This window comes from Sphingobacterium sp. BIGb0116 (assembly GCF_024808035.1).
GTDB lineage: Bacteria > Bacteroidota > Bacteroidia > Sphingobacteriales > Sphingobacteriaceae > Sphingobacterium > Sphingobacterium paramultivorum.
In genome coordinates, this window is sequence record NZ_JANUDT010000010.1 from 166,585 (window position 1) to 191,982 (window position 25,398).

The window sequence follows — 25,398 nt, forward strand, 5'->3', positions numbered from 1 at the left end:
CATCTAAAAAAATGACTATACTTGATAAAATCATTGAACGAAAAAAAATAGAAGTAGAAAAAGCAAAAGCTTTAGTTCCTTTGGAAGAGCTATTAAACTATCCCTATTTCAGTGTGGCTTGTCTATCGTTGAGAGAATCTATTCTTGATCCTGAAAAAACAGGAATTATAGCTGAATACAAAAGAGCATCGCCATCAAAAGGAGACATCAATAGTACTTCAGCAGTGGAAGATGTTGTAAAGGCATACGAGGAGGCAGGTGCTTCGGCAGTCTCGGTTCTCACTGATGGTGAATTTTTCAAAGGCAATTTAGAAGATCTATCGAAAGCACGTAAGGCTATTAGCATTCCTATCTTAAGAAAAGAATTCATCGTGGATAAATATCAGATCACCGAAGCAAAAGCTTATGGAGCAGATATCATCCTTTTAATTGCAGCATGTCTGAAAAAGGAGGAAATACAGGAATTTGCAGCCTATGCACACCAATTGGGTTTAAATGTTTTACTTGAGGTACACAATGAACAGGAACTGTTGGATAATCTTTTCGATGACATTGACGCAATTGGTGTCAATAATAGAAACCTTAAAGATTTTTCAGTCGACATTCAGCATTCTTATGATCTCCTGAACAAAATACCAACAGAATATATTAAAGTATCTGAGAGCGGTATAGCTGATCCTTCGACAATTAAAGCCTTAAAAAAAGCCGGATTCCAGGGATTTTTAATTGGTGAAAATTTCATGAAGACAGCCGATCCTGGACAAGCTATCAAAGACTTTGTAAAAGAAATATAGAAAGTTATTTAAAATCAATCTAAATAAGATTATATTTGCCAAGGTATAAGCTAAGGTCAGTGTATTTTGGAAACGGATTTTTTTATTATAGATCGAGAGAGTTTTGAGCAAATATATCTTCGTCATTGGGAAGGTATGTTTGCTTTCTGTCTTAGTAATATCCAAGATGAAGAGCATGCAAAAGAAATCGTTCAAGATGTTTTCAAATCACTTTGGGAAAGACGAAATGAGCTTCGACTGAAAGAAGTGGAACGTTATCTGATCCGCTCGGTAAAACTCAAAGCTTTTGAATACATTCGCAACAAGGTCTCCCGTCAACAACACCTAAGCAATATTTCAAACACCAGCGAATCCCACTATACGGACAATACGTTGATTGCTGAGGAACTCGCAAACAAAATTTCCCACCTGGTCAACACACTGCCTAACCAATGTCGAAAAGTATTTCGGATGAGCAGGGAACAGGGACTTACCAACAAGCAAATTGCCCAGGAACTGGTGATCTCTGAAAGAGCTGTAGAATACCATATTTCGCGGGCACTTAAAACATTAAAAACAGAATTAACAGAATATATATTGTAAGTTGATCCATAAAAAGAGAAATCTCGTATTTTTGTTAGCAAGTTGAATATACTGATGAACATAGACAAGAAGTTAATAGAGAAATATCATTTAGGCCAATGCTCGCCAACAGAAAGACTGTTGGTCGAACAATGGTTGCTGGATGACACCTTCGAAACTAAGCCATTGCCTATTTCTACAGCTCAAAAAAACAAATTAGAAAGCGATATCTGGGCCGACATCAATGCGCATATTGAACAATCCAAGGCACCAATAAAAATTAAACAAAAAAAATACAATTTTAGATACCTTGGCATTGCAGCTTCGTTATTAGCCGTACTGAGTATTGGCTTCCATCTGTTTAACATGAGTGAAAAAACTGATGCGACATTCGACAACAGAACGAATGCTAACCTAAAATATATCAATCAGGATAACTATAAAATAGTTTTAGGCAAAAATGCGACTGCTCAGATCAATACCGATACTGGGGAAATTAAAACGACAGGCAATATGCTCTTTATACCCAAAAAGAACTTTGCATTCAGCCTTTCGGGAGATAAAAAGAAAGAACTAAAAATCGGCGAGACCTATTTTGTACTGCAACCGCAAAAAAATGGAAATCAGGTTATCATTGCCAAATCCGAACTAACTTTTCTTGCACCAACATTACAGCACGAACTTAAATTACAATTTAACATCATTTAATCGATCCCTATCCCCCATCCTATAGAACCATGCTAACAAGCCGTCTTATCTTATTCTTACCGCTCTTGCTTCTTAGCTTTACGATAAGTTGCCGATCAGAACATGCTGAGAAAAACTTAGCTGGCAAATATAGCTTCTATACCATGGATAAGGATTTAGGAAACACCATCATCACGACCAACAGCATTGATAGCGGAAAATTAACGATTCGACAAAGTGGAGTTGATATCCCAACACAAGAGTTCGATCGCAGCATCATTGTTAAAAATGGCAGATTTTATTTCCTCAGAGAAGGGAAATTTAGAAAATATACACTAGAAAAAACAGGCCTAAAAGAAATTGCTCAGCTGTCTATGCCTGACCAACATATTGAAAATATCAATTGGCTCAACAACGACACCTTACTCCTTTTCACATCAGACAACAAAACCAATCGCCGCCTATGGTACACTAAGGTTGCTGTCAATGACTTTAACGTCGCTCAGCAACAAGAAATAATCATACCTTCCTCAGCTTCCGATTTCAATATTATTTCTGTTGGCTTTAGTACCATACACCAGCAACAGCTACTCGTTGGATATACCTTCAATAAAATAATCAATGAAACAGACTTCACCACAATAGACACCCTCTATGTAGCAACATTCGATAAAACGACATTACAATTAAAAGAAATTCAAAAAGATACCCGATCCACTTATCCCGGAGGGATCAATACGGTACAATCTTATAGTTTCAATGATGAAGAGGGAAACTATTATTTTATGGCATGCCCAGGCATAGCCTTAGGAAATATTCCCTCAAAGCCAACTGCTATCTTTAAAATTGGTCAGAAATCAACTCAAATTGACCCGAATTATTTCTTTGATTTAACAGCACAGACCCATAACCACGCTTATGGTATGTGGTACCTGGGAAATCATCAAGCAATTGTACGGAGCGAACGTAAAGATCGCTATACCGATTTCAGCGACCACCACTCTACTTATCAATTTGAATATTTCCTTGTTGACCTCAGTGCCAAAACCACACGCAAACTCAACCTACCATTTGACAAAGGCACCCGTAAAGAATCTGTACTTGTTGAAAATGGTAAAGCATATATCACCATTGATGACAGCTCAGACAAACATCAGGTTTGGGTTTATGATATCAAATCAGGTCAAATTACCCCAGGGCTTCAATTAGATCGAGAGACCGATTTCATTGTAAGAATCGATCGACTAAATTAATTCTATCTGTAAAACAGACTATTACAAAAATTATTCTTTTTTTTCACCTTAGGACCTTCGGTAAATTTAGAGTTACGCAACTTCTTTATGTGTAATTAATCTAAATAAAACAATGTTCAAATTTAAAGTGATATGGTTAATGTTATTTTTAACCCTATCTTTTCCCTCGTTTTCTCAGCAACTGGCCCAGATCGAAGGTAGCATCAAAAATAGCACAAAGGAACCGATTGAAGGCGCTACAATCCTCCATAAAGGTACTAACAACGGTGCAAAAGCAAATAGAACCGGTACCTTTATACTAAAACATGTACCCTTTGGGAATCATGAATTTATTATTTCAGCACTCGGCTATAAAACTTTAACGCTGAAACTCGAAGTCAATAAGTCAACGGAAATTCTAAAAGAGATCACATTAAGTACGGAAAGCAATTCATTGGATGAAGTACAAGTTGAAGGAAAAACTGTCAGCAAAAGGATCAAAGAATCTGGTTTCAACGTTAATGTAATAGAAACCAAACAATATGCCAATACCAATTCCGATATAAATCAAATACTCAATCGAAGTACAGGCGTAAAGATTCGAGAACAAGGCGGCCTAGGTTCCCGATATTCCTTTTCGCTAAATGGCTTATCTGGCAATAACATTAAATTTTTTATCGACGGGGTACCAATTGAATCTTTCGGCAGTGGCATGAGTCTCAATAATATGCCGGTGAACATCGCAGAACGCATTGAGGTGTATAAAGGTGTCGTACCGGCACACCTGGGCTCAGATGCTTTGGGTGGAGCGATCAACATCGTCACCAATCGTGATTATAAAAAATCTTTAGATCTCAGTTATAGTATTGGCTCATTTAATACACACCGCGCTGCGGTGAGTGCTGGTTATAAACATCCCAAAAATGGCTTGATGATCAATTTGAATAGTTATTACAATTTCTCAAATAATAACTATCTCATGAGAACCAATCCCAAAGCTGGTGTATACCTAAAGGCACCTATACCTCCGAAAAACGAATTATTTGACACCCTGCAATCCGCAAGGCGTTTTCATGATGACTATCGTTCATTTATGACACAGGTTGAAGTGGGCATAAGTAATAAAAGATGGGCCGATATCGCTGTCTTAGGCTTGACTTATAATGACGTGTATGACCAGCAACAAACCGCAGCGACACAAGAACGTGTGCTAGGGCATGTATTCAGTAAAAGTCATACGTTTACTCCAAGCTTGCGCTATAGAAAAGACAAGTTTCTTTTTGAAAATTTATCAGCAACTGTATACGCAAATTATTCACGAGGCGAAAATATTATCACCGACACGAGCTCGAGGACATATTACTTTTGGAACGGTATAGCTACAGAATATAGTCCCAATGCAGGCGAACTGAATAGCTACAAATCCATCACCCATCAAAAGATTAACAACAGCTTTTCGCAGGTAAATTTAAATTACAAGCTATCAGCATCGCACCTATTCAATTTCAACTATAATTTAAACACCAATAAACGCGAAAATTACAATGAGATAGATCCCTACAATGATTTTTATAATATAACAAATCAGATCTATAGAACGACTATTGGGCTCAATTATCAACAGATTCTTTGGAAAGAGCGACTAAATAATTCATTTTTCATCAAAGAGTATGGCTTATCTGGCAAAACCAACACTGCTGGTAAAACCTCCAAAAACTACTTTGGTTATGGCGCTGTGACGAACATTAAATTAGATGCGAGTTACGGCATAAAACTATCGTATGAACATGCCTATCAACTACCAACTTTTACCGAGCTCTTTGGAGATGGTTTAAACGTTATGGCTAATGAAAAATTAAAGCCTGCAAATAGCGACAACTATAACCTGAATTTCTACTATGGAACAACCTTTGGAAACCACTATCTAAATGTGGACGCTTCAACCTATTATAGGAATGTTAAGGACTATATCATTCAGAAATCTTACGACACCCCGCAGGGGCAAAAACAATTAGCGGACAATGAAGGCGGAGTGAAGGTCAATGGCCTTGATTTCGAAGTTAAATATGGGTACAAATCCAATTTTATGGCCGTATTAAACATGAGTTATTATAATGCAGTCGATCGCGAAAAGTATGATAAAAATAATAGAGAAAAGATAACCTACAAAAATCGTACACCCAATGAGCCGTGGCTATTTGGAAACCTAGACATCAGTTATGGCCGGAATAACCTTTTTAGCTCCAAAGACAATCGTATACAGCTAAATTATTACTTGCAGTTTGTAAATAACTATTCGTTAAGCTGGTCCAAATTAGCAGAAAAATCAACAAAAGATTATATTCCAGCCCAATGGTTACACAATATTGCCGCTACCTATTCTTTCAATAACAATACTTATAACATCACCGTCGAGGGAAAAAATTTGACTGATCAAATTGCTTACGATATTTTCAAGCAACAGCGCCCCGGTCGTTCTGTATATCTAAAATTACGGTACCTCATCCGCTCCTCACATTAAAAATTATTTAAAACTATAATATCATGTTAAAATCAATTACAAAAAACGTTAGTTTAATTGCTTTGGCAGGCATTTCGTTAATAGGCTGTAGCAAATCCACACCTGACAACGGTACGCCCACAAATCCAACGGAAGAAGTTGGTGGAAATTTTGCGATAAAGTTCAGTACAGACAATGGTTCGTTTATGCTTCCTGTAAAAGATCTCATGTCAGGTACGATCTCTCCAGTAGGCGCCGGTACTGATGTAACAAGTATGTTCCCATGGGAAGAAAATGTAATTCAAAAAGGCAAGTATTTCTACTCGATTGATCCAAATGCCGCTCAGTTCGGAAAATATAGCTTTGAAAATGGTGTATTAAAGGCTATTAAAGTCATTCCGTTCACCAAGTTAACCACTTTATATATAGGCTGGCATAGTTGGCTGGATGACGATCGCTTGGCCGTCGGCCCACGCAATAGCAACGAATACGCTGTAATCAACACAAATACGATGCTTGTAGAGGCAAGTGGTACAATAACCTCAGACACCGACATCCCGAAAGACCATAATATGCGGATTTATGCTTTTCTTCCTCAAGGTAATAAAGTCGTCTTAGGTTATTGTTTATATAACAATATAACAAAGGTAAGCTACGACATTACGTATACAGGTTCGGTTGACTATCCATCGTTTAAAAACTTTAAGAAAACAGGTGAAGACAACCGTTCAGCACCCGTAGGTCCAGTTAGAAACGGTTATTTTCATAAATTCAAGGAAAATGGTTACACTTATTTGCAAACGTATACAATGCCCGCATTGGGTGGGGGCAAAAACCTACCTACTGGATTCTATCGAATTAAAGATGGAGATGACAAACTTGATCCAAATTACTTCTTCAATATCAGTCAGTACCAAGGCGGAGATAACCAACTGGGGGTTTCTTACCTAGGTAATGGTAAGGCTTTACTTATCAGCGCACATGACACAAAAAATAATGTTAAAGAATGGAACGATTGGTGGTATGCTGCTATGTGGGAATACCTAATCGTTGACGTAAACTCACAAAAAGTAGTTAAAAAATTAGACTTTCCATTGGTCAGTAATTCCCGCTCGGCAGTTGTCATCAATGGGAACGCATACATAGCGGTAAATGATCCCAAAGCTGACGCCATCTATATTTGGGAGTATAACCCAACTACGGACAAATTAACAAAAGGCGCCAAAATACTTGGGGGTGACGCAGATACACCAATGCTATATAATTTAGATTAATCTCTTATTAAACCGGGGCGACCTATTGTCGCCCCTTCGATTAAATACTATCCGTTATCATTATTAAATTATGTTCAGTAAAATCAACGCCTGGCTGCATCTTTGGTTGGGACTTGCCGCCGGTATTCCCGTTATTATCTTAGCAATTACAGGTTGTGTACTCGTCTTTGAACATGACATCAAAGAATTGACTACCAACTATATTCACGTCGAACCCAGAAGTGCCGAAGAACAACTTCCTCCTTCCGTTATTTACAAAGCAGTAAACCATATTCTTCCTGATAAAGAAATCGCAAGTTCCTGGTATAACGGATTAGACAAATCCGTCAAAGTGAGTTTGGACCATTCCGATAGTCTAGTTTACGTAAATCCCTACACCGCAGAAGTCCTCGCCATTGTAGATCATGAAGATTTCTTTCATTTCATGGATGAAGGGCATCGTCACCTTTGGATGCCTGTAAAAATAGGACGACAAGTAGTCGGCTGGAGCACATTCATCTTCTTTATATTGTTGATCACTGGGCTTGTACTCTGGTGGCCAAAAAAATGGAACAAGAGATCTAGAGAACAAAGCTTTTCAATCAAATGGAAGGCGAAATTTAAAAGAGTGAATTATGACCTTCACAATGTGCTCGGCTTCTATTCGCTAACAATAGCGCTGGTTATGTGTTTTACTGGACTCATCATGAGCTTTCCATGGATCCGAAGCGCTGTCGTCTCGTTGACTGGGGGGTATCCAAATAAACCTAAGATAGAGAAATCAAATAAAGAAGAATACATTGATCAACCTTTAAACGATGCTTTAGTTGTTGCAGACCAGATTTGGCATAAAGTACGTCGTGAATATGCCAAATATAACAAAGAGGCAGTCATTGTCCATTATCCTGAGCCGGAAGACAAAACAGTGTATGCTTGTACCGACATGGAAGGTGGCACCTGGCGAGATCTCAATTTCGACCGATATACACTTGAGCTAGCCGGCAGAAAACAAGGTCCCATTGATGAGGCAAATACCACAGAATGGTTGATGCGATCCAACTATGCACTCCATACTGGTTTTATTGGAGGAATGACAACAAAAATCATCTATTTCGTGGCCTCATTGATCTGTGCGACCTTACCGGCAACGGGATTCTATATCTGGTGGGGCAAGAAAAGAAAAACGGTAAAAAAAACAAAACATACACAGCTAGCAACTCCTTAAATTTTAGTAATCTCTTAATCATAGTACTATGCGTCATATCCAGCATTATATCGTAAGTTTTCTATTTATTTGTACAACGTTCAATTGCTATGCACAAAAAACCAATCCTATTAAGGGACAAATTGTGGGTGAAGATAAACGAGCTATTCCCTATGTAAGTATAAGCCTTCATAACGCCAAAGATAGTACACTATCCAATACGATTCTTTCGGATAGCTTAGGACGTTTTACATTCGCCAATGAAAAAGCAGGTCGTTATTTTGTGAAGATAAAAAACATCACGCATCAAGAGACTTTTAGCCCACATTTCAGCCTGACAGAGCAACTGGGTGAAATTAACCTCGGTCAGATTACCCTCTTACCGAATAATACGTATTTAGCAGAAGTACTGGTACAACGCAAAAAGCAATTCATCGAACAACAACAGGATAAGCTTGTGTTCAATGTAGAAAACTCGATGCTTGCTGATGGCAATAATGGACTTGAACTACTGAATAAGATTCCAGGAATAGCTGTAGATGACAGCGGAGTATTAAGTATGAAAGGGAAATCGGGAGCAACCCTGATGATCAATGGCAAGATGACCTATCTTTCAGGCGATCAACTTGCCAATTTACTGCGGAGCACATCTTCCATTGATATCAACAAAATCGAGGTTATGTCCAACCCTAGTGCAAAACAAGATGCGGCCGGTTCAGCAGGAATTATCAATATCGTTTTAAAAAAAGGAATAAAACAAGGATGGAACGGTGCCATCTCGCTCAATGGAGGGTTAGGCAGGGGCACACATCTTGGCGGTAGTCTCAATTTAAATTACCGCACGGAGAAACTCAATGTATTTGGAATTTACAATCAATATCATCAGAACCTCGAATATTTCAATTCCCTCACCCGGTATTTTTATCCCGATCAGCACAATGTTCCAGAATCTTATAGCCAACAGGAAAATAACATACGCCCCAAACTACGGTCTAATAACTTTAGAGCTGGTATAGATTATAACATAGATTCCAAACAGACACTTGGCCTACTTATCAATGGCGGTTTTGGCAAATATCCGAAGTATGAACCCACGACAAATAGTTTCAGAAACTTTGACGATAATCAATTAGTGTGGTCTTCTGCTACGATAACGGAAGGAAAAGAACACTGGCGGGACATGCTCTACAATGTCAACTATACTGTCAAATTTAACGAGAAAGGGCACGAACTAAAGATCGATCTCGATCTTGTCGACCATTATTCCAAAATGGATCAGCAGCTGAACACGAATTATACGAAAGCAGATGGCTCCACGCTCAACCAACCATCGTCACGTAGAGGAGACATTCCATCAGACAATAAAGTGTACGTCGCCAAGTTGGATTATATACTCCCGCTAGCCCAAGGGTATAAACTGGAGACAGGTTGGAAAGCCAGTCATGTACGCACAGAAAATGACCTGCATTATGACACCTTACAAAAGGATCAATACGTCCCGGACCTGACAACAAGCAACCATTTCATTTACAAAGAAACAATACAAGCGGGTTATATCAATCTATCCAAAAGCTGGCATAAAATTTCGGCACAGGTTGGTGTCAGAGGTGAGCATACGCATACTTTAGGTAATCAAATCACCCTCCATGAGCAATTTGAAAAATCATATTTCAAACTATTTCCTTCGGCATTTCTAACCTATACCCTCAATGAAAAAAACAAATTGCAGACAAGCTACAGCTACCGCGTACAAAGACCATCATTTTGGGATCTCAATCCATTTCGCGTATATACAGATCCTTTTTCCTATTCGGAAGGCAATGCTCAGCTGAATCCTGCTTACGAGCATTCTCTTGAGTTTGGCTATACACTTGCCAGCAAATATATTTTGACCTTAAACTATGCAAAGAGGACCAATGTCGTTAACGAGATCATTGGTACGGATCCAACCAATCCATACATTACCTACGAACGTCCTGAGAATATTGGTTCATTTAGAAATTACGGATTGTCAATTATCGCCCCTAGCCAATTGACAGCTTGGTGGTCAGCTACACACTTCGCAAATTATTACCGTAATGAATATAATATCCCACAAGAGGATGGCTTGATCAGCCGAAAAGGCAATACGCTTACACTCAATAGTCAGAATACATTCAAATTGCCTAAAGATTGGTCTATAGAACTCGGCGGGAACTACGTATCGGGGCTGACAATAGGCTTAAGTCAGATCAAGAGTTACGGCCAAATATATACTGGCATCCAAAAAAATATACTCAATAAAAGAGCATCTGTCAAGCTAGTTGTGAATGATATTTTGAGGACCAACAATCGGCGTTATGAGACCTTTTCGTCAACAATAAGGCTCGTAGGGAAATCGAACCCTGACAGTAGGACGGCTATACTCTCCTTTAACTATCGATTTGGCGGGGTTGGCGATTCGAACGGTCAACGTTCGACAGGATCTGAAGAGATCAAAAATCGGCTCTAAACTCGTGACAGTTAGCTAACTTTATACTAATGCCAAATTTTGTACCTTTGTAAAAAATTATCGAAGATGTCGGTCAAGATTGGTGAAAATATTGATTTGGGTAAATTCCCATTGTTATTAGCTCCGATGGAGGATGTAAGTGATCCTCCGTTTCGCTATGTGTGCAAACAGAATGGTGTTGATTTAATGTATACTGAATTTATTTCTTCGGAAGGCTTAATTCGGGATGCTGCAAAGTCAATTCAAAAACTTGATATTTTTGAATATGAACGTCCTATTGGCATTCAGATCTTTGGTGGAGATATTGAAAGTATGCGTCAGTCTGCTGAGATCTGCACAAAAGCAGAGCCTAATTTAATCGACATCAATTACGGCTGTCCAGTTAAAAAAGTAGTCTGCAAAGGAGCTGGTTCATCCCTGCTACAGGACATCGATAAAATGGTTGCAATGACAAAAGCTGTCGTTGAGGCTACGGATTTACCCGTAACGGTGAAAACACGTCTTGGCTGGGATGATAACACAAAAAATGTATACGAAGTTGCCGAAAGGTTACAAGATGTGGGGATCAAAGCACTTGCTATTCATGGACGTACGCGCGCGCAGCTGTATAAAGGTCAGGCGGACTGGTCTATGATTCGTGATATCAAACGCAATCCGCGCATCAAGATTCCAATTTTTGGCAATGGCGATGTAGACTCTGTCGAAAAAGCTGCGGCATGGCGGCAGGAGTTTGAAGTGGATGGCATTATGATTGGCCGTGCAGCAATCGGATACCCCTGGATTTTTAGAGAAATAAAACATTTTTTCAATACTGGTGAGCGTTTAGAAGGACCAACTATTGCCGAACGTGTCGAGGTTTGCAGAACACATCTGAACAAATCCATTGAATGGAAAGGTGACAAATTGGGTATTTTTGAAATGCGCAGGCATTATGCGAATTACTTCAAAGGAATCCCTAACTTTAAAGAACACCGAATGAAGTTGGTCAGCTTACAAAGCCAAGCTGAGATTCTTGAGGTACTTCATGAAATTGAACACAATTTCTCGGCAGAAATGGTATAATCCTAAAGTCCACAATTTATAAAGAAAAAGGTCGTGCTAAGTTAATATTAGCACGACCTTTTTTCGTTTAAGCGTCTTTCTTTATGAATCGCTTGAGCTGATTTCTTTCCATCATAAATACACCTCCAATGTAAGCAATCAAAAGCCCATTACCAACGAAGGCATTATGATTAAATACAAAGTAGGATAGATAGGAGAAACATATCCCTAAAAGTATATACATCAGGATCTTGCCCAATTTATAGGGTATAGGATAATGTTTTTGCCCCCATACATAAGATAGCACCACCATAGAAAAGTAGGCTAGAAATGTGACTATTGATGCTCCAACATAACTGTACCTCGGGATCAGGTAATAATTTGCAACGATGGTTATTCCTGCCCCTACCAATGAAATATACAATGCGTACCGCGTTTGATCGGAAAGCTTATACCATACGGAGAGATTCATATAAATACCCAGCAGGACATAATTGAATAGTAATAGCGGAACGATAAAAAGTCCAGACCAATATAAGTCACGAGTTTCCACATTTCCTTTAATAAAATACTTCAGCCAGTCAATATTCGCTGTAATCCCCAGCATAACTAACATCATGGCAATTACGAAATATTCCATAATCAACGCATAGGTCTTCTTTGCATTGGCATTTTTTGCATAAGAAAAGAAAAATGGTTCGGCCCCCAATCGAAAAGCCTGAACAAAAATGCTCAGAAACATTGCTAATTTTCCAACGGCTCCATAGATCCCCAAATCGCGATCCCCAATATCCTTAGGCAGGTAGATTGGCAACACAATTTTATCTAAATTTTCGTTGATGATATAAGAAATATTGGCAATTAAAATCGGAAAGCTATACGATAGCATCTTTAAGATTAGCTGCTTTTCCGGTTTAAAATAGAAACCCCTCATTTCAGGAAGGAGCAATAGAAAGGTTGCTGCACTTGCCACAATATTAGAAATAAATACATAACCTATCCATTCATTTCTATACCAACCGGAACACCAATTACCCAAAGTACCACCATCTTTTATCAGATAGGGAACTAGCGCAATAAAGAATAGGTTAAGAATAACCATAATACCGATGTTGGCCAATTTAATAGCACCAAATCGAATAGGCCTTCCCTCCGATCTCAATTTCGCAAAAGGAACAATAGCTAAAGCATCCAATGCCAATATGAGGGCGAAATACTTCACATAGCTCTCGTAATCGGCATTGTAAGTTCCCTTATTCAACCAGCTACCAATAGTGCCAGCAAAGACTATGGCCGTAATAAAAAATAATGTTGCCAAAGAGGCAATGACGATAAAACTGTTATTGAAAACCTGCTTTTTATCCTTTTCTTCGACTTTTTGGAGAAACCTAAAAAAAGTTGTTTCCATTCCAAATGCCAAAACGGCATTGATCATGGATGCCCAGGCGTACATATTAGTAAATATTCCGTAGGACGCAGGTGGATATTTGAGGACATACAATGGCGTCATGACGAAATACAGCATACGGGCTATAATCGTACTCAGGCCATAAATCATGGTCTGTCCGGCGAATTTTTTAAGTACTGACAAGGCGAAACGGCTTAAGATTGAACTCTTTTAACTACTTCAAAATTGGAAAAGCCCTTCATTTCGCCTTCCTTTACCTCAACACTTTCAACGATTGCACCCTCGGGTCCTTCTTGGCAGAACTCCAACAGTGAATCTAGTGCAAAATCGTCGCCCTCGCCCTCTATATAGACAGAACCATCTTTTAAATTGACAACAAAGCCTCTAACACCGACTTGATCTGCAACCGCCTTGGTTGTCAATCTAAAAAAGACCCCCTGTACTTTACCTCTTATTGAAATATTCAAATGTTTCATCTGTAACTTATTTTTTCTTCCATCGGTCAGATGGAACTTACCATGACTATAGTTTCGTTATTATAGTCATGGACGGTTCAATAAGAGCAAAAGTACAGAAGTTTTGGGGAATTAAATACTACGCTAAACGTTTTACCTTAACATCTTCATTTAGGCGCATGTGTTCCATACCTTGCAACAACACAATCCCAGGTTTTTTACCCACTTCAAGTGAGCCAAATTCATTCTCAATGTTCAACGCGATAGCACCATTGATTGTAGCCCATTGAATAGTCTGCAAGAAATCCAGATCCTCAAAGTGCGCATGCAATACCTTTAGCTCCTCCAAAATGGACAATGTATCGTTTGAAGCTAAACTGTCCGTTCCGATTACCAAACGCTGTCCGGCATTCATAAAATTCTGAACCTTTGGTAATGTTCCCTCAATATAAAGGTTGGCTTTTGGACAGAGACACCACATCACATCACGATCCATACGCTCTACAAAATCCAAATCTTTAAGAGAGGTATAGGTGTTATGAACCAACAATAATTTATTTGGATAAGGCAAATAAGGAAGATAAGACTGAATCGAATTTCTTGCCTGCGCCTTAATCGCATCAGCATTTTTTCCTATACTTTTATAAAAGTCCAAGAACTCACCCATTTTATAACGGAACAGTTTATTCTCCTCTTCACTTTCTTGATTGTGAATACTGATAATATTTGTTTCCGGAACCATCTTCTTGAATTTCTTAAAAAGGACCTTCGAACAAGAATAGGGAGCGTGCGGAGTAATGGATACATGCCCATTCCTAAACTCTTGGGTCAACGATTTAGCCTCCTTTAACTTAAAGTCAGCTTCTTCAGGTTCAATTCCGAGCACCTCCACAAATGTGTGATATAATATCTGTGAATCTTCCTTCAATTTTGAAGAATTATCAGTGTTGGCGTGATCTCCGACTGCGACAATACCATTTTCGTACATATCTCGATCGGCTTTGGCCATAGCGTCATCTATTTTTTTCATCGATGCCGACCGCGTTGTCATCACCTTACTGAGAAAGCTCGGAAGCCCCGTACCTTTAGGAACAATACCTTTCATATGCGACAATTCAATGTGGCAATGTGCATTGATAAAACCTGGAATTATCACTCCTTCATATCTCTCAACCTTCGTTTTATCTGAAGGTGTAAATGAAGTTGGGTCATAGATACCTTGAATTACCCCCTCCTCATCTACCGAAACAATACCGTCTTTTATTGGCATTGAAGTAATCGGCAGAATATAATTAGCGCTTAAATATTTTAACATTTTATCTCCTCACTATCAATTTAGTAACTAAAATTTTTTGACCTGTATGAATACATACCTCTAGTAGAAAAATTCATGCCAAGGTACCTAAAAAGAACAATAAATACCAAAAACAACAATTTGCACAAATTTTTAACCAAAAAGAAATAATACCGCAAATCCACTCTTTTCCATTTGTCATAAATTACTTCTTTATACTTCATTTCAATTTTAAATTTATATATTCGCAGCATCGAATAGGGGTGCCTTGTTTTGTCAGGAACACAAATAAAGGCTGAGATTATACCCAACAGATTAAATTCTGTACACCTGATCCAGATAATGCTGGCGTAGGGAGAGGTTAGTTAAATAGTGCGGTCATAGTAACCCCTTGCTATGATTTGTTTAACTCAAACAAAATACATTACCATGATCAAATTTTTGATTTGTAGCTCCTTAGCTACTATTTCAAGCCAAATTGCCATTGCGCAACAAAATCTGACAATTAAAGCTGTAGACAATACTAATCAGACCCCCTTACAGTATGTTTCCATATCCATAGATGGACAAGCATCCTTCGCTGGCCAATCGGACAAAAATGGACTGATTAAACTATATCGTATCAATACAGGTAAGCACCAGATCCAGGTATCTTCTCTTGGATATAAAACATGGAGCCAAAATGTGGATGTTAAAGACAATTTGGAGCTTACGGTAGCGTTAGAACCTAGTACAATTCAAATGGAAGAGGTACTTGTTCAATCTACCCGTGCCAAAAGAAATGCTCCTACAACCTTTAAAAACATCTCCAAAGAAGAAATAACGCGTAATAACCTCGGCCAGGATATTCCATTCCTTTTAAATCAGACTCCATCCGTGCAGGTCAATTCCGATGCCGGTGCAGGTATAGGTTATACCGGAATGACAATCAGGGGATCGGATAATCAACGAATCAACGTAACATTAAATGGAATCCCTTTAAATGATGCGGAGAGCATGGGTTCATTTTTTGTAAACCTTCCCGACTTTGCCTCTTCTACCGAGAGCATCCAAGTTCAGCGTGGTATTGGGACTTCGACGAATGGTGCCGGATCATTTGGAGCCTCATTAAATATTCAGTCCAATACGTTAGTCGAAACCCCTTACGCAGAGCTCAACAATTCATTTGGCTCCTACAATACCTGGAAAAATACAGTCAAGGTAGGTACCGGGCTAATTAACGACAAATTTGCCTTCAATGCCAGATTATCTCGAATCAGTAGCGATGGTTATATCGAAAGAGGTAGTTCAGACTTACAATCTTTTTATGTGGACGGAGGTTATTATGGCAAGAAACATATTTTAAAAGGAATTGTATTCTGGGGAAAAGAAAAGACATATCAAGCCTGGAATGGCGTTCCCGAACCATTGATTACTGGCGATCGATCACGCATGGATGACTATGCAGATAATGCACTCGAAATCTCGGGCGCAGAGAAGGATCGTTTCATGAACGCCGGCCGGAATTATAATCTATATACGTATCAAAATCAAACAGATAATTATACGCAGAAACATCATCAACTTCATTATACCAATATCCTGAACGACAAATTGACGCTCAATACAGCCCTACACTATACAAGAGGTTATGGTTACTATGAAGAAATGAGACCCGGAGATAAACTAAGTAAATACGGTTTGCCTAACGTCATCATTGGTAAAGATACCATACAAAAAACAGATCTCGTCCGCAGGAGATGGCTTGATAATTATTTTTATGGCATGACCTATGCCCTAAATTACAGACCGAATGATCAGCTTGAAATTACTTGGGGTGGAGCTTATAATCAATACAAAGGAAAACATTATGGCCAGGTGATTTGGGCACAATATGCATCAACAGGTTTTCTTGACGATAAATATTACTTCGGGAAATCACAAAAAAATGATTTCAGTAATTTCTTAAAGGTCGATTATAAACTAGATAAGTGGATATTAATGGCCGATATTCAATATCGGAATGTAGATTACCACATGTATGGTGATGATGATAAGGTGAAAAATTATAATTATCATCCTAAGTTTAATTTCTTAAACCCTAAAGCTGGTGCAACTTATTTGCTAAATGACCATTCAAATGTATACGCTTCTTATGCCTTTGCACAGAAAGAACCTGTTCGCAAGGATTTTATAGAGAAAAATAGCGCCTTACCCGACCCGACCCCGGAGAAAATGCAGGACATCGAATTTGGCTATCGCTTTACAAATGAAAAATTCAACATCGGATTGAATGGGTATGGCATGTTTTACAAGGATCAGTTGATCCCAACAGGTGAAATCAGTGATACTGGCTCTCCAATTCGACAAAATGTCAAAGATAGCTATAGAATGGGGCTTGAATTCGATGGATCATGGAACATCAACAAGCAGTTCAACTGGAAAGCAACAGCTAGTTTCAGCCAAAATAAAATTAAAGACTTTGAAGAGGTAATCGGTGATACAAGGATATTTTATTCGAAAACAGACATTGCTTTATCTCCGGGAACGATTTTGTCAAGTAATTTTTCTTATAGTCCGATAACATCACTTACATTCTCTCTTCTATCCAAATTTGTAGGAAGACAATATCTAGATAATTCATCTGCGAAAGAGAGAAGCATTTCCTCTTATTTTGTCAACAATCTGTTAGCAAACTATAGCTTTACAGCATTAGGTATCAAAAACATCAGTGCAACTTTACAGGTCAACAACATCTTCAACGAAAAGTACGAAGCCAATGGCTACACCTTTGGTTGGATGGAAGGTGATACCCGAAAATATTATAATTTCTATTTCCCACAAGCACCAACAAATTTCCTATTGGGCTTGAATTTCAAATTTTAGAAACAATTTATTTAAATAAAAAAACGTCTCTTTTTTCCTGAGGAAGCAAGAGACGTTTTTTATTTAATATGGTGGATAAATTGCACATTACATCGTGTTTAACAATCGGAATTTTTACCTTTGGTTTTATACTTTTCATTATGCGCGCAGTTATACAACGAGTGAAAAACGCCTCTTGTACGGTAGATAATCAGATTACAGGCCAGATCCAGAAGGGTTTAATGATTTTATTAGGAGTTGAAGAAGCAGACACAACAGAAGATCTTAAATGGTTAGGACAGAAATTCATCAACTTACGCATCTTCGAGGATGAACAGGGCTTGATGAATAAATCGATACAGGATATAGACGGAAATATCTTACTCATCTCACAATTCACCCTCTTTGCTCAAACAAAAAAAGGAAACAGACCTTCTTTTATCAGAGCAGCAAAACCGGATAAAGCCAAACCAATGTATGAAGAGATGGCTTTATTGTTAAGTCAATTGCTCCAAAAAGAGGTTCAACTTGGCGTATTCGGAGCAGATATGAAAATCGACCTACTGAATGATGGTCCAGTTACCATCGTCATGGATACAAAAGATAAGGACAACTTTTAATTTTTTATTGAAAAAGATGACAATTAAAGAAGCACAAGAGGTTATTGACAAATGGATCAATAGTACCGGAGTACGTTATTTCAACGAACTGACAAACACCGCCATACTCATGGAAGAAGTCGGTGAGGTTGCCCGAATAATGGCTCGGAAATACGGAGAGCAATCTTTCAAAAAATCAGACAAAGAAGTCAATTTAGCAGATGAAATGGCCGATGTATTATTCGTTTTGATGTGTCTTGCCAATCAAACGGGAATTGATCTAACAGAAGCTCTGGAACAAAATCTTCAAAAGAAATCAATTCGGGATGCCGACCGCCATAAAAACAACGAAAAACTTAAATAATTGGAGATAGTATTGTTTGTACAACTCTTTGAGATAATATTAAAGTTTTAAATCGAATACGATGTATAAATTCATAACCTATTCGCTCATAGCGAGCATATGTCTTGCCTCTTGTGCGACAAAACAACAGCTAAATTCTAAGGTCGAGCAGGCCAGTACTTTTAATAAGGCTACCGTAGTCACAGCGCATCCTTTGGCTTCAGAAGTCGGCGTAAAGATTTTAAAACAAGGTGGAAATGCAATAGATGCTGCAGTTGCCGTGCAATTTGCTCTTGCAGTTGTTTATCCCAATGCAGGAAATATTGGCGGCGGCGGCTTTATGCTCTACCGCGATCATCGGGGTAATTTAGATGCCCTAGATTTTCGTGAGAAAGCTCCTCAAAAAGCATCCCGGGATATGTATCTCGATGCCCAAGGTAATGTTATTCCTGAGTTGAGCCTTTATAGTCAATTGGCCTCAGGCATCCCTGGGTCTGTTGCCGGTATGTGGGAAGCACACAGAAAGTATGGCAAGTTGCAATGGAAAGATCTCGTACTCCCAGCAATACAGCTAGCCAGAACAGGTTTTAAAATCAGTCAACGACAAGCTAATGAGTTTGAAAGCCATAAAGATCGTTTTGTCAAGCTGAATCCCTCTGGTGCTGCAATTATCAAAACCAAAGCTTGGAAAACAGGTGACCTATTTATCCAGGAGGAGCTAGCGAAAACGCTGGAAAGAATCGCAATAGAAGGGCGAGACGGCTTCTATAAAGGTAAAACGGCCGACTTAATTGTTGCCGAAATGGGCAAGGGGAAAGGCATTATTAACCATCAAGATCTACTGGATTATCAGGCACTTTGGCGTATCCCAATTTCCACAAATTATAGGGGCCACAAAGTTATTTCCATGCCGCCGCCTTCGAGTGGGGGAACATCTCTTTTGGCCCTGCTCAAATCAGTCGAACAGTTTCCACTTCAACGCTGGGGCTTTCAAACCGATTCAACCATTCGTGTCATGGTCGAAGCTGAACGTTATGTATATGCCAATCGGGCCAAATATTTAGGAGATCCTGATTTTATTAGGGTACCCGTCCAACAGCTTATTGACTCCAGCTCAAATGCACATAAACTCAATTCATTCAATTTCCGTAAAGCGACATTAAGCAAAGATGTCAATGCAGATGTCATTCCTGGCTATGAAAGTGAACAAACGACACATTTCAATATCGTAGACGAGCAAGGGAATGCAGTATCCATTACAACAACACTCAATGATTCTTATGGCTCGGGAGTATTTGTGGCCGGCGCAGGTTTTCTCCTAAACAATGAAATGGATGATTTCTCTGTGAAAACCGGTGTCCCAAACATGTATGGGCTTACAGGAGAAAAAGCGAACGAGATTCAGCCCGGCAAAAGAATGCTCAGCTCAATGACACCCACTATTGTAGAAAAAGATGGCAAACTATTCATGGTTGTGGGAACCCCGGGGGGATCAACTATCATTACCTCTGTTTTTCAGACTATCCTCAACGTTATTGACTTCCGACAAAATGCACAATCGGCAGTGAGCCTGCCAAGATTTCATCATCAATGGCTTCCTGATCGCATTGATGTCGAAAATAACGCTATCAATGCCAATTTACGTGGCCAATTAACAAAAGATGGCTATACGATAAATCCGAGAGGGGCAATCGGCCGTGTGGAGAATATACTTGTCTTACCAAATGGTAAATTACAGACAGGAGCCGATCCACGTGGAGACGATACAGCGAAAGGTTATTAGATTAAAAATGATTAAACTATTTGATGCAATCCCTATCTTACAAGAAATAACATATTATGATTCAAAGGAACTACAACAGGATTTTCAGAGCAACATTAGCGACCATATTTACGTTAATTTTATTTTCAAACTGCAAAATACTTCAAGGGCCTGATCTTACAAAGATACAAGTTGGTATGACCAAAGCACAAGTTATTCAAAAACTTGGAAAACCAGATGCTATTGTGGCTGCTAAGAAGTATCAGGAAGGCATCTTAGAAATATACGAATATAATACTCCTCAACTTGAAAATCCAGTAGATTCAGCCTCAGGATTGCGTCAATATTGGTTACATTTTTTTAATGACGAGCTGCAGGAATGGGGTACTAAACGTAATTATTCACCTCGAGAATACGATCATTATTACGAGAAATATAGAAGGCGTCATTAAGTACAAGGCATAAAAAAACCTGTTATCTAAGATAACAGGTTTTTTTTATAAGGATGAATCTTACATCATTCCACCCATACCGCCACCCATTGGAGGAGCACCAGCACCTACAGGGTTTTCTTCAGCTTCGTCAGCTAATACACACTCCGTAGTCAATAACATTGAAGCAACTGAAGCTGCATTTTCCAATGCTACACGAGATACTTTAGTTGGATCAATTACACCAGCAGCGATTAAGTTTTCGTAACGGTCTGTACGCGCGTTGTAACCGAAATCTGCAGTTCCTTCTTTCACTTTTTGAACGATCACAGCGCCTTCGATACCTGCATTATTACAAATTTGACGCAAAGGCTCTTCAATAGCACGTTTGATGATATCAATACCGATTTGCTCATCTTCGTTTTCACCTTTAAGGTTTAATAAAGCCTCTGTAGCGCGAATGAAAGCAACACCACCACCAGCGATAATACCCTCTTCAACAGCAGCACGAGTTGCATGCAAAGCATCATCAACACGGTCTTTTTTCTCTTTCATTTCAACTTCAGTAGTCGCACCTACATACAATACAGCAACACCACCTGACAATTTAGCCAGACGCTCTTGTAATTTCTCACGATCGTAATCAGAAGTTGTTGTTTCAATCTGTGAACGGATTTGAGAAACACGCGCTTTGATGTCTTCTACATTACCTGCACCGTTGATGATTGTTGTATTATCTTTGTCAACTTGAACTTTCTCAGCTTGACCTAAATAAGATAATTCAGCATTTTCCAATTTGAAACCTCTTTCTTCTGAAATCACAGTACCACCTGTCAAGATAGCGATATCTTCCAACATAGCTTTACGACGGTCACCGAAACCTGGAGCTTTAACAGCTGCAACTTTCAACGAACCACGGATTTTATTAACAACTAATGTTGCCAATGCCTCACCATCTAAGTCCTCAGCAATGATCAATAATGGCTTGCCAGTTTGAACTTGTTTCTCCAAAATAGGCAACAATTCTTTCATGTTGCTGATTTTCTTGTCGTAGATCAAGATGTATGGGTTATCTAATTCTGCTTCCATTTTGTCAGAGTTTGTAACAAAATATGGAGACAAATAACCACGGTCAAATTGCATACCTTCTACAGTTTTTACTTCTGTTTCAGTACCTTTTGCTTCCTCAACAGTGATAACACCATCGTTACCTACTTTTTCCATAGCTTGAGCAATCAAAGCACCAATTACTTCGTCGTTGTTCGCTGAAATAGTAGCAACTTGTTTGATTTTGTTGTTGTCTTGACCAACTTCTTGAGACTGAGATTTCAAGTTTGCAACAACAGTTACAACAGCTTTATCAATACCACGTTTTAGATCCATTGGATTAGCCCCTGCAGCCACAGATTTGATACCTGGAGCAACAATTGCCTGTGCTAATACAGTAGCAGTCGTAGTACCATCACCAGCTTGATCAGCTGTTTTGGAAGCTACTTCTTTTACCATTTGTGCACCCATATTTTCTAAAGCGTCTTTCAATTCGATTTCTTTCGCTACCGAAACACCATCTTTAGTAATTACTGGAGCACCAAATTTCTTCTCAATAATTACGTTACGTCCTTTAGGACCCAATGTTACTTTAACTGCATTAGCTAAAGTATCTACACCTTTTTTAAGGGCCTCGCGAGCCTCAACGTTATATTTTACTTGTTTTGCCATTTTTATATGAGTATTTAGTATTTCTAAGAAGCATAATTAGGCATTGAAATAGAACCGTAAACCAATTTTATCTTTTAATACGTCTAATTTTAAAGCTTCACTAAAATAACCTATTGAATTCTTATTTGAGCCAGCAAGCTCCTTTTTAAATAACCTGTTCGTATTAATTAGATAACAGCGTAAATATCAGACTCACGCATAATTAAGTACTCTTTTCCTTCATAAGTGATTTCAGTACCTGCGTATTTTCCATACAATACTTTATCACCAACTTTAACAGTTAACGGCTCGTCAACTTTACCTGTACCTACAGCAACTACTGTACCTTGAGATGGTTTTTCTTTCGCTGTATCGGGAATATATAACCCTGAAGCTGTTTTTTCTTCTGCAGGAGCAGCTTCTACTACTACTCTATCTCCGATAGGTTTGATACTTAATGCCATAATTAATTTACTTTTTATCTGTTATTGAATTTATTTTAATGTTATAATCGTTATAAACACATCATCTTTTATGCCAATTGTAAATAAGACAGCTTATAAGACAATTTTTCACAGAAAAGATAATATCGCCATCGACAAAAATTCATTTTGCTGTCACACTGTCATTCCCGGTCTGCCAGTCTTACTTCCGCCGACCGCCATCCCTATAAATTTAACGGTACATGCCTACCTTAGACAAAATACCCAACATAAAAAAGCCCCGTCTGTAAAAACAAACGGGGCTCATAATTTTTTACTGACAACTATTTCTTAGCTTCTTCTACCGGTTTTGTTGTCGGTGTAGCCGCTGGGGCCTTTTCTTGCGATTGAACCGGAGCAGCTTGCTCTTGTCCCGCCGGAGCACCAGCAGGTTGTTGTCCTGTACCCAAGTTCAATGGACCTTGTTGTTTAGGTGCTTCGATTTGACCTCCCAACCCACCTTTAGATGTACTTGGAGACGTACCAATAACATTTACACCTAAGCTAAATACCATAATGGCAATAACCATGATCCAGGTACCTTTTTCCAAAAAGTCACCCGTACGTTTTACTCCCATAAGATTCGTTCCACCGGAAAAACCAGATGACAAACCTCCTCCTTTTGGATTTTGGATTAAAACCAAAAACGCTAAAATAATACTAGCTAATATGATTAGACCGATTAATAATCCTTGCATCTCTTTATGTTATTAATTTAATTTCTTTTCTAATTCTGTTATGCGTGCCGCAAAGTAAGCATTTTTTTCTGGATATTTCAAAACTAATTTTTTGTAAACCTCTATTGCTTTTGGATATAAGCCTTGCTCTATATAGATCTTTGCAAGTGTTTCGGTAACAAGAGAATGTTGATCTTCTGAACTTTTCCTAGCTTTATTCTCCAAGTCTAATTTTTCCGCTTGCAAAGGCTGAATCATAGGTTCCTCACGAATAAACTTCTCGATCACCTCGTCAGTTTTACGCGGTATTTGAAAAGAGATTGTCGTTTTAACCTCATCACTCAACTTTGCTTCAGGCGATTGTAAATGAAAGATATTCTCCCGGATCTGTTGATCGAGTAACTGAGTATCCAGTTTCTCATGAATTTTAGCAATATCGTCATTGGAGGGTGTCATTGGGCCTAATGGAGATTTAACATAAGGCTGATAGGTATCAGCATATTCTAATCTCGTCTTATGCAACCACCATAAGAAACTGTATGGCATGGTATCATCATCATAGACCGAAACACGCTCTTGACCATCATCCATTATATCGGCAACAGATTCCGCTAGAACAGGTGCTACTAGTGGAGGCTCCTCTGAATCGGCAATAATTTCTTGCTGCTGATCGTTTGACCGAAAATAATCTTTTGCAACCCCTGCTTGAATCAAACGATCCAATTCATCAACCTCTACCTTGGATAAAACTGGTTCAGCCACCATTTCGCTCACAGCTTCAATTTCGACAATCGCATCATCGTCGCGAAGTGCTCCATCCACCGGGAAATCATCTGAAGGCATTATTGCATCAGGTTCTGCCGCTGATTTACAATGCATAAATTCATACAACCAACTCGGAGAAGATGCATAGAGCAAAGTAGACGATAAATTCTGAACTGAACTATGCTTGCCAAAAACTTTACGTTCATAAACGAATCGCAGGCTTTGGGCATAAGGGTATTTTTCAATCAATGCTAAAACAACATCTTCCGCCACAGTGTCCGGATGATTGATTGCTTGAAAAAAAAGCTCGTTATTGGATAATGATATATTAAGATTCATCTTGGAAATAGAATTACCAATTAGCAAACGCTTTATTGTATATATCCTCAGTTAACATTTGAATAATTTCTTTACCCAAGGTCTCTTCTTGTGCACTCTGAAGATTTCCTGCAAACTCTTTAAATCGCGTAAAAGGCTGTTCAAAATCATCCTTCGGATTAATTTTATTATGATAGGTAACCTTGATTGTAATAGTCAATCTATTCATAGCTGCACGATCTGTCCCGGCTTCAACAGCTGCTGGACTTATCGAATACTCTGTAATAAATCCCTCAAAGGTAGCATCACCGTCTTGATTCACCTGACTCAATCGAGATTGGTTACGGATACGCTCTTTCAGTGCCTCCGTAAAATTCTGACTTAAGGTCGGATAAACCAAAGGAGCTATATTTTCGAAATATTGAATATTGACTGTTTTCATTCCCTCAGGAATGGATCCACCAGTAAATCCATATTTTACCCCACAACTATTCATTACAAACAAAAAGATTGTGGTGAGAAAAGCATATAAAATTTTTCTTGACAACATCTGTAAACC

General features: G+C 38.7%; 22 protein-coding genes and 1 riboswitch. Of the genes, 14 read left to right on the forward strand and 8 right to left on the reverse strand.

Translation table 11 applies throughout. From position 1 onward, the window contains the following. Window positions 1-11: 11 nt before the first annotated feature. The 9 genes from trpC to dusB all read left to right on the forward strand — a co-directional run bounded on the left by trpC (window position 12) and on the right by dusB (window position 11,784). Window positions 12-794: an indole-3-glycerol phosphate synthase TrpC gene (gene trpC / locus M2419_RS22225; protein WP_153844895.1), complete on the forward strand. Its 783-nt coding sequence runs from the start codon at window positions 12-14 to the stop codon at window positions 792-794. A gap of 66 nt (window positions 795-860) precedes the next feature. Then, window positions 861-1,376: an RNA polymerase sigma-70 factor gene (locus tag M2419_RS22230; RefSeq protein WP_227550098.1), complete on the forward strand. Its 516-nt coding sequence runs from the start codon at window positions 861-863 to the stop codon at window positions 1,374-1,376. 54 nt (window positions 1,377-1,430) lie between these two features. Then, window positions 1,431-2,063: a hypothetical protein gene (locus M2419_RS22235; protein WP_088160043.1), complete on the forward strand. Its 633-nt coding sequence runs from the start codon at window positions 1,431-1,433 to the stop codon at window positions 2,061-2,063. 143 nt (window positions 2,064-2,206) lie between these two features. Next, the gene (locus M2419_RS22240) at window positions 2,207-3,295 is read left to right on the forward strand and encodes a DUF4374 domain-containing protein (protein ID WP_157698355.1); all 1,089 of its coding nucleotides are present in this window, start codon (window positions 2,207-2,209) and stop codon (window positions 3,293-3,295) included. 112 nt (window positions 3,296-3,407) lie between these two features. After that, complete coding sequence (locus tag M2419_RS22245) at window positions 3,408-5,795, forward strand: TonB-dependent receptor (RefSeq protein WP_088160041.1); 2,388 nt, start codon at window positions 3,408-3,410, stop codon at window positions 5,793-5,795. A gap of 23 nt (window positions 5,796-5,818) precedes the next feature. Next, a complete protein-coding gene (locus M2419_RS22250) occupies window positions 5,819-7,048 on the forward strand; it encodes a DUF4374 domain-containing protein (RefSeq protein WP_088160040.1) in 1,230 nt (409 codons plus the stop codon). A 70-nt stretch (window positions 7,049-7,118) separates the two neighbouring features. Continuing rightward, a complete protein-coding gene (locus M2419_RS22255) occupies window positions 7,119-8,252 on the forward strand; it encodes a PepSY domain-containing protein (RefSeq protein WP_182330330.1) in 1,134 nt (377 codons plus the stop codon). Between the two features lie 28 nt (window positions 8,253-8,280). After that, a complete protein-coding gene (locus M2419_RS22260) occupies window positions 8,281-10,722 on the forward strand; it encodes an outer membrane beta-barrel family protein (RefSeq protein WP_088160038.1) in 2,442 nt (813 codons plus the stop codon). 66 nt (window positions 10,723-10,788) lie between these two features. Beyond that, complete coding sequence (gene dusB, locus M2419_RS22265) at window positions 10,789-11,784, forward strand: tRNA dihydrouridine synthase DusB (protein ID WP_153844891.1); 996 nt, start codon at window positions 10,789-10,791, stop codon at window positions 11,782-11,784. 67 nt (window positions 11,785-11,851) lie between these two features. Here dusB and M2419_RS22270 read toward each other — a convergent pair whose 3' ends face one another. From M2419_RS22270 to M2419_RS22280, 3 genes are all read right to left on the reverse strand, one after another. Next, entirely contained in the window at window positions 11,852-13,321 is a 1,470-nt protein-coding gene (locus M2419_RS22270) for a lipopolysaccharide biosynthesis protein (protein ID WP_088160036.1), read from the reverse strand. A 44-nt stretch (window positions 13,322-13,365) separates the two neighbouring features. Further along, complete coding sequence (locus tag M2419_RS22275; RefSeq protein WP_046674815.1) at window positions 13,366-13,647, reverse strand: acylphosphatase; 282 nt, start codon at window positions 13,645-13,647, stop codon at window positions 13,366-13,368. Window positions 13,648-13,765: 118 nt separating this feature from the next. Then, window positions 13,766-14,941 carry an amidohydrolase family protein gene (locus M2419_RS22280; protein WP_088160035.1) on the reverse strand — a complete coding sequence of 392 codons (1,176 nt, stop codon included), beginning with the start codon at window positions 14,939-14,941 and terminating at the stop codon, window positions 13,766-13,768. Between the two features lie 228 nt (window positions 14,942-15,169). Further along, window positions 15,170-15,295: riboswitch (TPP riboswitch) on the forward strand. Window positions 15,296-15,349: 54 nt separating this feature from the next. Here M2419_RS22280 and M2419_RS22285 point away from each other — a divergent pair. From M2419_RS22285 to M2419_RS22305, 5 genes are all read left to right on the forward strand, one after another. Then, window positions 15,350-17,785, forward strand: a complete 2,436-nt coding sequence (locus M2419_RS22285; protein WP_153844890.1) for a TonB-dependent receptor domain-containing protein — start codon at window positions 15,350-15,352, stop codon at window positions 17,783-17,785. A gap of 140 nt (window positions 17,786-17,925) precedes the next feature. Next, window positions 17,926-18,384: a D-aminoacyl-tRNA deacylase gene (gene dtd, locus M2419_RS22290; protein ID WP_088163428.1), complete on the forward strand. Its 459-nt coding sequence runs from the start codon at window positions 17,926-17,928 to the stop codon at window positions 18,382-18,384. Window positions 18,385-18,400: 16 nt separating this feature from the next. After that, window positions 18,401-18,727 (forward strand): nucleotide pyrophosphohydrolase, encoded by a 327-nt coding sequence (locus M2419_RS22295; protein ID WP_088160033.1) that lies wholly within the window; start codon window positions 18,401-18,403, stop codon window positions 18,725-18,727. Window positions 18,728-18,788: 61 nt separating this feature from the next. Continuing rightward, window positions 18,789-20,489: a gamma-glutamyltransferase gene (gene ggt / locus M2419_RS22300; protein ID WP_088160032.1), complete on the forward strand. Its 1,701-nt coding sequence runs from the start codon at window positions 18,789-18,791 to the stop codon at window positions 20,487-20,489. A 56-nt stretch (window positions 20,490-20,545) separates the two neighbouring features. Further along, the gene (locus tag M2419_RS22305; protein WP_159731427.1) at window positions 20,546-20,920 is read left to right on the forward strand and encodes a hypothetical protein; all 375 of its coding nucleotides are present in this window, start codon (window positions 20,546-20,548) and stop codon (window positions 20,918-20,920) included. A gap of 60 nt (window positions 20,921-20,980) precedes the next feature. On the opposite strand, the gene groL is transcribed toward M2419_RS22305, so the two are convergent. The 5 genes from groL to M2419_RS22330 all read right to left on the reverse strand — a co-directional run bounded on the left by groL (window position 20,981) and on the right by M2419_RS22330 (window position 25,389). Beyond that, a complete protein-coding gene (groL, locus tag M2419_RS22310) occupies window positions 20,981-22,618 on the reverse strand; it encodes a chaperonin GroEL (RefSeq protein WP_153844887.1) in 1,638 nt (545 codons plus the stop codon). Between the two features lie 167 nt (window positions 22,619-22,785). After that, window positions 22,786-23,061, reverse strand: a complete 276-nt coding sequence (gene groES, locus M2419_RS22315; RefSeq protein WP_028070710.1) for a co-chaperone GroES — start codon at window positions 23,059-23,061, stop codon at window positions 22,786-22,788. A 302-nt stretch (window positions 23,062-23,363) separates the two neighbouring features. Continuing rightward, window positions 23,364-23,777 carry a preprotein translocase subunit SecG gene (gene secG / locus M2419_RS22320; protein ID WP_159731429.1) on the reverse strand — a complete coding sequence of 138 codons (414 nt, stop codon included), beginning with the start codon at window positions 23,775-23,777 and terminating at the stop codon, window positions 23,364-23,366. Between the two features lie 12 nt (window positions 23,778-23,789). After that, the gene (locus M2419_RS22325) at window positions 23,790-24,860 is read right to left on the reverse strand and encodes a hypothetical protein (RefSeq protein ID WP_159731431.1); all 1,071 of its coding nucleotides are present in this window, start codon (window positions 24,858-24,860) and stop codon (window positions 23,790-23,792) included. A 13-nt stretch (window positions 24,861-24,873) separates the two neighbouring features. After that, on the reverse strand, window positions 24,874-25,389 hold the full coding sequence (locus tag M2419_RS22330) for an LptE family protein (protein WP_046674805.1): 516 nt from the start codon (window positions 25,387-25,389) through the stop codon (window positions 24,874-24,876). Window positions 25,390-25,398: the final 9 nt, after the last annotated feature.

What these genes read in the sequence shown, in the direction of transcription:
- M2419_RS22305 (WP_159731427.1), top strand. Translation starts at nt 20,546, where the DNA reads ATGATTCAAAGGAACTACAACAGGATTTTCAGAGCAACATTAGCGACC.
- ggt (WP_088160032.1), top strand. Translation starts at nt 18,789, where the DNA reads ATGTATAAATTCATAACCTATTCGCTCATAGCGAGCATATGTCTTGCC.
- M2419_RS22275 (WP_046674815.1), bottom strand. Translation starts at nt 13,647, where the DNA reads ATGAAACATTTGAATATTTCAATAAGAGGTAAAGTACAGGGGGTCTTT.
- M2419_RS22245 (WP_088160041.1), top strand. Translation starts at nt 3,408, where the DNA reads ATGTTCAAATTTAAAGTGATATGGTTAATGTTATTTTTAACCCTATCT.
- groL (WP_153844887.1), bottom strand. Translation starts at nt 22,618, where the DNA reads ATGGCAAAACAAGTAAAATATAACGTTGAGGCTCGCGAGGCCCTTAAA.
- groES (WP_028070710.1), bottom strand. Translation starts at nt 23,061, where the DNA reads ATGGCATTAAGTATCAAACCTATCGGAGATAGAGTAGTAGTAGAAGCT.
- dusB (WP_153844891.1), top strand. Translation starts at nt 10,789, where the DNA reads ATGTCGGTCAAGATTGGTGAAAATATTGATTTGGGTAAATTCCCATTG.
- dtd (WP_088163428.1), top strand. Translation starts at nt 17,926, where the DNA reads ATGCGCGCAGTTATACAACGAGTGAAAAACGCCTCTTGTACGGTAGAT.
- M2419_RS22235 (WP_088160043.1), top strand. Translation starts at nt 1,431, where the DNA reads ATGAACATAGACAAGAAGTTAATAGAGAAATATCATTTAGGCCAATGC.
- secG (WP_159731429.1), bottom strand. Translation starts at nt 23,777, where the DNA reads ATGCAAGGATTATTAATCGGTCTAATCATATTAGCTAGTATTATTTTA.
- M2419_RS22285 (WP_153844890.1), top strand. Translation starts at nt 15,350, where the DNA reads ATGATCAAATTTTTGATTTGTAGCTCCTTAGCTACTATTTCAAGCCAA.
- M2419_RS22330 (WP_046674805.1), bottom strand. Translation starts at nt 25,389, where the DNA reads ATGTTGTCAAGAAAAATTTTATATGCTTTTCTCACCACAATCTTTTTG.
- M2419_RS22280 (WP_088160035.1), bottom strand. Translation starts at nt 14,941, where the DNA reads ATGTTAAAATATTTAAGCGCTAATTATATTCTGCCGATTACTTCAATG.
- M2419_RS22250 (WP_088160040.1), top strand. Translation starts at nt 5,819, where the DNA reads ATGTTAAAATCAATTACAAAAAACGTTAGTTTAATTGCTTTGGCAGGC.
- M2419_RS22240 (WP_157698355.1), top strand. Translation starts at nt 2,207, where the DNA reads ATGGATAAGGATTTAGGAAACACCATCATCACGACCAACAGCATTGAT.
- M2419_RS22255 (WP_182330330.1), top strand. Translation starts at nt 7,119, where the DNA reads ATGTTCAGTAAAATCAACGCCTGGCTGCATCTTTGGTTGGGACTTGCC.
- M2419_RS22270 (WP_088160036.1), bottom strand. Translation starts at nt 13,321, where the DNA reads ATGATTTATGGCCTGAGTACGATTATAGCCCGTATGCTGTATTTCGTC.
- M2419_RS22260 (WP_088160038.1), top strand. Translation starts at nt 8,281, where the DNA reads ATGCGTCATATCCAGCATTATATCGTAAGTTTTCTATTTATTTGTACA.
- M2419_RS22325 (WP_159731431.1), bottom strand. Translation starts at nt 24,860, where the DNA reads ATGAATCTTAATATATCATTATCCAATAACGAGCTTTTTTTTCAAGCA.
- M2419_RS22295 (WP_088160033.1), top strand. Translation starts at nt 18,401, where the DNA reads ATGACAATTAAAGAAGCACAAGAGGTTATTGACAAATGGATCAATAGT.
- trpC (WP_153844895.1), top strand. Translation starts at nt 12, where the DNA reads ATGACTATACTTGATAAAATCATTGAACGAAAAAAAATAGAAGTAGAA.